The following is a 1,760-nucleotide window of genomic DNA, read 5'->3' on the forward strand; positions in this document are numbered from 1 at the left end:
CACAAACCCAAAAACCAGCAGCTTGCTTGCAATCCCCTTACGGGGCTTTTTGTTTGCGACATATCTACCAGGCCATCGCTAGAGGATACAACGAAGGTTGCAATCCCCTTACGGGGCTTTTTGTTTGCGACGGCACATGATGCCACCACCCACCACTCGTATCCAAACGGGTTGCAATCCCCTTACGGGGCTTTTTGTTTGCGACCTGGATAGAAAGCTGGTTCTTAGGGAGGCAAAAGTTGCAATCCCCTTACGGGGCTTTTTGTTTGCGACCCAAACTGGAGGGGTGGGTAGCCCCTCCAGACGTGGAGGCGTTGCAATCCCCTTACGGGGCTTTTTGTTTGCGACAGGCGCTGCTTCGCATGGTACAAGAACTTGTCCCAAATGTTGCATGTATCTTGCCCTCTGAGGGAGGCCCTACCGCTCATGTTGCCGGGCTCCCATGCCCGCGGGATTGATGGGTAGCCACCCGCCCCGGCTTCCCCGCCGCACAGTATCCCGGTCGTCAGAGACCGCATCCACATGGACGGCCCACGGGGTCGGGTGGCCACCTCCCTCAGTCTACCCAAAGGAGAAAGACCATGCTCTGCGCAGGCATTGACGTCAGCAAGCCCCACCTGGACCTGGCCCTGCTCCCCAGCGCCGCCAAGCCCACCCGCCTCCGCTTCCCCAACACCCCAGAAGGCCGCCAAGCCCTCCTCGCCGCCCTGGCCCACCACCGCCCCGTCTGGGTGGCCCTGGAGCCCACGGGCGCCTACCACCTCCCCCTCCTCAAGCTCCTGGCAGAGAGGGGCTTCCAGGTAGCCCTGGTCAACCCCTACCACCTGGCCGCTTTCCGCAAGGCCACGGGGGAGCGCAACAAGACCGACCGCCAGGATGCCCTCCTCCTCGCCCGCTACGCCCTGGTCTACGGGGAAAGCCTCCGGGCCTACACCCTTCCCCCAGAAGCCCTCCGGGAGCTTAAGGCCCTGGTGGGCTACCGGGAAGATTTGGCCGAGCGGGAAAGAACCATCCTCAACCAGCTAGAGGCGGCCCGCTGGGCGGGAAGCGAGGAGGTCATCCCCCTGCTCCAGCAGGAACTGGCGTGTGTAGTGGGGCTTCTGGGAAAGGTGGAGGCCAGAATCCAGGCCCTCCTCACTGCCCTCCCCGAGGCCGAGGTCCTGCTGGGCCTCCCCGGGGTGGGGCCTCAGGTGGCAGCAGCGGTGCTGGCCCTGCTGCCCCCGCACCTCTGGGGCCGGGCCAAGGCGGCGGCCTCCTACGCGGGGCTGATCCCCGAGCAGGAGGTATCCGGGAAGAGCGTGGAGAGGAGCCGGCTTTCCAGAAGGGGGCCTCCCCTTCTGCGGAAAAAGCTTTTCATGGGGGCCCTGGTAGCGGTGCGGCATGACCCGGAGATGCGAGCCTTATACCACCGCCTGCTGTCCCGAGGAAAACGCAAAAAGCAGGCCCTGGTGGCCGTCGCCCACAAGCTCCTCAGGCGGATGATGGGGAGATTGAGGGAGTATTACGCCAGCCAATTAGCCCAGCAAGTGGCTTGACAGTCAAGACAGTATCAATCCCCTTACGGGGCTTTTTGTTTGCGACTTCAGTAGCGGGATGGCCGCGCGGCCTTCCAGTCTGCCGCTAGTTGCAATCCCCTTACGGGGCTTTTTGTTTGCGACTCCTAGTTTTCGGTAGGTGGCTCGTTGACCTTGAGGTCGAGGTTGCAATCCCCTTACGGGGCTTTTTGTTTGCGACTTTCAAAGATGGCTCAAGACTTGGGC

At 62.4% G+C, this 1,760-nt stretch carries 1 protein-coding gene and 1 CRISPR repeat array; the gene reads left to right on the forward strand.

All coding sequences use genetic code 11. The annotated features are described in order from the left end of the window. The first annotated feature begins 26 nt into the window (after nt 1-26). A CRISPR array of direct repeats spans nt 27-349; the repeat unit is 34 nt; unit sequence TTGCAATCCCCTTACGGGGCTTTTTGTTTGCGAC. A 232-nt stretch (nt 350-581) separates the two neighbouring features. Beyond that, on the forward strand, nt 582-1,535 hold the full coding sequence (locus ABWU19_RS14765; RefSeq protein WP_435902398.1) for an IS110 family transposase: 954 nt from the start codon (nt 582-584) through the stop codon (nt 1,533-1,535). Nucleotides 1,536-1,760 lie beyond the last annotated feature (225 nt).

Origin of the sequence: Meiothermus cerbereus (genome assembly GCF_051297115.1) — a bacterium.
GTDB lineage: Bacteria > Deinococcota > Deinococci > Deinococcales > Thermaceae > Meiothermus > Meiothermus cerbereus_A.